A 5,168-nucleotide genomic window follows, 5' to 3' on the forward strand; every position below is an offset into this window, starting at 1 on the left:
ATCCCCCGGCCCATGGCCGCCTCGTCGATCCTGGGATCGTCCAGGACCAGCAGGGCGGCGACGGCGAGGCCGGCATTGGCGAACTGGTGCTCGCCGGGCAGGGCGGGGGCGGGCAGGTCGAGCAGGCGGTCCTGCATCTGCACCAGCAGGCGGCCGCGCTCTTCCCAGGCGTCGAAGTCTCGGCCCATCAGGGTCAGCTCGACCCCGGCCAGGGCGGCGGCGGTCTCCAGCACGCCATCGACCGAGTCCTGCTGGCGGGCGCTTACGGCCGGGGCGCCGGGCTTGATGATCCCGGCCTTCTCGACGGCGATCTGCTCGATGGTGTCGCCCAGGAATTCGCGGTGGTCGAGGTCGATGGGTGCGATCACGCTGACGGCCGGTTGCGCGATCACGTTGGTGGCGTCGAGCACGCCGCCCAGCCCCACCTCGACGATGCACAGGTCGGCCGGGGTCTCGGCGAAGGCGACGAAGGCCGCGGCCGTGGTGATCTCGAAGAAGGTGATCGCCTCGCCGGCGTTGGCGGCTTCCACACGCTCCAGCACGTCGGCCAGGTGCGCCTCGGTGATCAGCGTTCCGGCCAGGCGGATGCGCTCGACGAAGCGCACCAGGTGCGGCGAGGTGAAGACGTGGACCTCGAGGCCCGCCGCTTCGGCCATGTGGCGCAGATAGGCGACCGTCGAGCCCTTGCCGTTGGTGCCGGCCACGTGGATCACCGGCGGCAGGCGGTCCTGCGGGTTGTCGAGCGCCGCGCACAGCCGGCGCATGCGGTCCAGCGACAGGTCGATCTTCAACGGATGCAGCGCCCGCAGGCGCTCCAGCGCGGCGTCGTGGGCGCGGAGGTGGTCGGTCATGCTGCTGCTTCCGGCCCCGAACTTATTTCGTCATCCCGGCCGAAGCGCAGCGTAGAGCCGGGACCCAGGGGCGGTGCGCACGGCCCCTGGGTCCCGGATAGCCTCTTCGAGGCTTCCGGGATGACGAGCTTTTTGTTTGCGTGGAAGGCTACGCCGCCTTGCGACGGCCCAGCATCAGGGTGCCGAGGATCGAGCCGAGGGTCTCGGGCAGGTCCTTGCGGGCGGTGACGCGGTCGACCATGCCCTTTTCGACGAGGTATTCCGAGCGCTGGAAGCCCGGCGGCAGGGTCTCGCGGATGGTCTGCTCGATGACGCGGGGCCCTGCGAAGCCGATCAGGGCGCCCGGCTCGGCCAGGTGCACGTCGCCCAGCATGGCGTAGGAGGCGGTGACGCCGCCGGTGGTCGGGTCGGTGAGGACCACGACATAGGGCAGGGCCGCGTCGTTCAGCTCGTTGATGGCCAGGGTGGTGCGGGCCATCTGCATCAGCGACAGGGCGCCTTCCTGCATGCGCGCGCCGCCGGCGGCGGTGAAGGCGATCAGCGGGACTTCGCGGGCCAGGGCGGCCTTGGCGGCGGCGATGAAGCCTTCACCGGCGGCCATGCCGAGCGAGCCGCCCATGAAGGCGAAGTCCTGGACCAGGACCACGGCGTCGACGCCGCCGACCTTGCCGTAGCCGATGGCCATGGCGTCCTGCTCGCCGGTGCTCTTGCGAGCGGCGGCGAGGCGGTCCTTGTAGGGCTTGCCGTCCGAGAACTTCAGCGGGTCTTCCACGACCGACGGGGTCGGCAGGGCCTCGTACTCGCCGTCGTCGAAGGTGAACTTGAAGCGCGCCTCGGGACCGATGCGCATGTGGCGACCGGCCGGGGTGACCCACAGGGCCGCCTCCAGGTCGGAGCGATAGATCATCTCGCCCGTGTCGGGGCACTTGACCCACAGGTTCTCGGGCGTCTCGCGCTTGGCGAAGGCGCCGCGCACGCCGGGCGCGATCCGAGACAGCCAGCCGCCGCGACGGTCGGTCGAGGTCTTGGCCTTGTCGCCCTTCTTGGGGCCTTGGGGTTCAGCCATAGCCATAGCCTTAAAGCCTCATGCCGTTCCGACTCGCGCCGATCGCACAGCCTTAGCCAGCTCCGACGCCTTGGAAAGAACCTTTTGGGTCACGTTTTCGTTCAGCTTCGCCGCCGACGCGATTTCGTCGACCAGCGCCGAGCCGACGACGACGCCGTCGGCCACGCGGGCCACCTCGGCGGCGCGCTCGGGGGTCTTGATGCCGAAACCGACCGCCACCGGCAGGCCCGAGGCGGCGCGCAGGCGCTCGACCGGGCCGCGCACGGCGTCGGCGTCGGCTTCCAGCACGCCGGTCACGCCGGCGACGGAGACGTAGTAGATGAAGCCCGAGGTGCGCTTGACCACGGCCGGCAGGCGCGCGTCGTCGGTCGTCGGCGTCGCCAGGCGGATCAGGTTCATCTTCGCCGCTTCCAGCGCGTCGGTCAGGGCGTCGGCCTCTTCCGGCGGGCAGTCGACGATGATCACGCCGTCGGCGCCGGCGTCCGAGGCGTCATTGGCGAAGCTTTCGAAGCCGTAGGACAGCACCGGGTTCAGATAGCCCATCAGCACGATCGGCGTGACCGTGTTGGTCTCGCGGAAGCGGCGGACGATGCCGAGCACGTCACGCATCTTGGTGCCGGCGGCCAGCGAGCGCTGCGAGGCCAGCTGGATGGTCGGGCCCTCGGCCATCGGATCCGAGAAGGGCATGCCCAGCTCGATGACGTCGGCGTGTTCGGCCAGGCCCGTCAGCAGCTCGAACGAGGTCTCCAGGTCCGGATCGCCGGCCATGATGTAGGCGACGAACAGGGCCCGGTGGTCGTTTTCCCGCTGGAAGGCGCGCTCCAGGCGGGTTCCGTCGCGATAGCTCATCAGTTCGCCCATCAGATCGTGCGCCCCAGGGCGTCGGCCACGGTGAAGATGTCCTTGTCGCCGCGGCCCGACAGGCACAGCACGATGACGCCGCCTTCGCCGATTTCCTTGGCCAGCTGCGGCAGCTTGGCCAGGGCGTGGGCGCTTTCCAGGGCCGGGATGATGCCCTCGAGCTCGGCGCACAGCTGGAAGGCCTTCAGGGCCTCGTCGTCGGTGCAGGTCAGGTACTGGGCGCGGCCGATGTCGTGCAGGAACGAGTGCTCCGGCCCGATGCCCGGATAGTCGAGGCCGGCGCTGATCGAGTGGGCGTCGAGGATCTGGCCGTCGTCGTCCTGCAGCAGGTAGGTCTTGTTGCCGTGCAGCACGCCCGGGCGGCCGCCGGTCAGCGAGGCGGCGTGCTTGTCGGTGTCCAGGCCGTGGCCCGAGGCTTCCACGCCGTAGATCTTGACGCTCTCGTCGGCGAGGAACGGGTGGAACATGCCGATGGCGTTGGAGCCCCCTCCGACACACGCGACCACCGCATCGGGCAAACGCCCTTCCAGTTCCTGGATCTGCTCGCGGGTCTCGGACCCGATCACCGCCTGGAAGTCGCGGACCATGGCCGGATAGGGGTGCGGGCCGGCGGCGGTGCCGATCATGTAATAGGTGTCGGCCACGTTGGTGACCCAGTCGCGCATGGCCTCGTTCATGGCGTCCTTGAGGGTCGCCGCGCCCGAGGTCACCGGGCGGACTTCCGCCCCAAGGAGATTCATGCGGAAGACGTTGGGCTTCTGACGGGCGACATCGACGGCGCCCATATAGACCACGCAGGGCAGGCCGAAGCGGGCGGTCACGGTGGCGCTGGCCACGCCGTGCTGGCCGGCGCCGGTCTCGGCGATGATCCGGGTCTTGCCCATGCGCTGGGCCAGCAGGATCTGGCCCATGCAGTTGTTGATCTTGTGCGCGCCGGTGTGGTTCAGCTCTTCGCGCTTGAAGTAGATCTTGGCGCCGCCGAGATGCTTGCTCAGCCGCTCGGCGAAATAGAGCGGGCTGGGCCGGCCCACATAGTGGGTCAGGTAGCCGCGCAGCTCCTTCTGGAACGCCGGATCGTTCTTGGCCTCGGTGTAGGCCCGGTCCAGCTCGAGCACGAGCGGCATCAGGGTCTCGGCCACATAGAGGCCGCCGTAGCCGCCGAAGCGCCCCTTGGCGTCGGGATAGGCGGACCAGTCGTTAGGCCGTTCGGTAGGCGAGACAGGAGCGTTCAAGATCGTCTTCCGGGCTTTTAGGCGCGTTTGACGGCGTCGAGGAACGCCGCGATCAGAGCCGGGTCCTTTAGGCCCGGACCGCGTTCCACGCCAGAGGAAACGTCCACCAGCGGGGCCCCCGAGGCCTTGACCGCCTGCGCCACGTTCCACGGGTCCAGCCCGCCGGCGAGGAAATGGGGGCGAGAAAATCGCCGGCCTTCCAGCAGGCTCCAGTCGAACCTTGCGCCGGTGCCGCCGGGCAGGGCGGATCCTTCCACGGGCCTGGCGTCGAACAGGAACTGCTCGGCGACGGTCTCGTAGGCGCGGGCCTGGTCGACATCGGCCGACGAGGACACGGAGAAGGCCTTGATCACCCCGGCGCCGCTGCGCTGCGCGATCTCGCGGACACGGGCGGGCGTCTCCTTGCCGTGCACCTGGATCAGGTCGGGGCGCATGGTGGCCATCAGGCGGTCGATCAAGGCGTCGTCGGGATCGACGGTGACGGCCACGGTCTGCACGCCGCGGCCGCGCACCGGCTGCAGGAGGCGTTCGGCGGCTTCGGGCGTGATGTTGCGGGGGCTTTTCTCGAAGAAGACGAAGCCGAGATAGGCCGCGCCGCCGTCGAAGGCGGCCTTCACCGTCTCCGCCGTCGAGAGCCCGCAGATCTTGGCCTTGATGGTCATGGCGGGGGAGTTACGGTGGGGAAGCTGTCAGCGCAACCCCGTGCAACCTTCATTGGAGCGTGAAGACCCCGTTGACCGCCCTCCACTCGGTGGGACCGATCAGCCGGTTGTGGGCCACCTTCACCGAATGCAGCACCCCGTCGAGCTCGCGGCTCCAGAAGTCGAGGAAGCCCTTCAGGGTCGGGAAGCGCGGGGCCAGGTCGTACTCCTGCCAGACATAGAGCTGCAGCAGGTGCGGATGGTCGGGCAGGTGGTAGCAGATCTGGGCCGTGGTCAGGCCGTAGCCCAGCATCTGCAGCTCGAACGCGCGGGTGGTCATCGAAAGCACTCCGACAACGGGTAAGCGTCACCGAAGAACCGTCCGCCCGGGGGCTGAGTCGCTCAAGAGGGCAGGGCGTCGCAGGGGGCGTTTCCCCTCCCCCTTGATGGGGGAGGGGCAGGGGTGGGGGTGACTGCCGCGTTTGACGCCAGAGCGCCGGCCGCCGCTGTGGGGGGG

General features: G+C 69.3%; 6 protein-coding genes and 1 pseudogene. 1 reads left to right on the plus strand and 6 read right to left on the minus strand.

What is annotated here, in order from left to right:
- On the minus strand, positions 1 to 851 hold an 851-nt coding region (locus tag DMC18_RS10930; protein ID WP_255580330.1), incomplete at its 3' end, for a folylpolyglutamate synthase/dihydrofolate synthase family protein.
- 31 nt (positions 852 to 882) lie between these two features.
- On the opposite strand from DMC18_RS10930, the pseudogene DMC18_RS27295 reads away from it, so the two are divergent.
- Positions 883 to 949: pseudogene (locus DMC18_RS27295) on the plus strand (hypothetical protein); the annotation flags it as partial.
- A 50-nt stretch (positions 950 to 999) separates the two neighbouring features.
- Here the strand turns inward: DMC18_RS27295 and DMC18_RS10935 are convergent.
- From DMC18_RS10935 to DMC18_RS10955, 5 genes are read right to left on the minus strand one after another with little or no spacing between them, the layout of a single operon-like run.
- On the minus strand, positions 1,000 to 1,923 hold the full coding sequence (locus DMC18_RS10935; protein WP_110118276.1) for an acetyl-CoA carboxylase carboxyltransferase subunit beta: 924 nt from the start codon (positions 1,921 to 1,923) through the stop codon (positions 1,000 to 1,002).
- A gap of 12 nt (positions 1,924 to 1,935) precedes the next feature.
- Positions 1,936 to 2,766, minus strand: a complete 831-nt coding sequence (gene trpA / locus DMC18_RS10940) for a tryptophan synthase subunit alpha (protein WP_110118280.1) — start codon at positions 2,764 to 2,766, stop codon at positions 1,936 to 1,938.
- 11 nt (positions 2,767 to 2,777) lie between these two features.
- Positions 2,778 to 4,010 carry a tryptophan synthase subunit beta gene (trpB, locus tag DMC18_RS10945; RefSeq protein ID WP_110118277.1) on the minus strand — a complete coding sequence of 411 codons (1,233 nt, stop codon included), beginning with the start codon at positions 4,008 to 4,010 and terminating at the stop codon, positions 2,778 to 2,780.
- Between the two features lie 17 nt (positions 4,011 to 4,027).
- Positions 4,028 to 4,672 (minus strand): phosphoribosylanthranilate isomerase, encoded by a 645-nt coding sequence (locus DMC18_RS10950; RefSeq protein WP_110118278.1) that lies wholly within the window; start codon positions 4,670 to 4,672, stop codon positions 4,028 to 4,030.
- Positions 4,673 to 4,721: 49 nt separating this feature from the next.
- Entirely contained in the window at positions 4,722 to 4,991 is a 270-nt protein-coding gene (locus tag DMC18_RS10955; RefSeq protein ID WP_110118279.1) for an usg protein, read from the minus strand.
- Between the last annotated feature and the right edge of the window lie 177 nt (positions 4,992 to 5,168).

Source organism: Caulobacter sp. D5 (assembly GCF_003185805.1).
Taxonomy (GTDB): domain Bacteria; phylum Pseudomonadota; class Alphaproteobacteria; order Caulobacterales; family Caulobacteraceae; genus Caulobacter.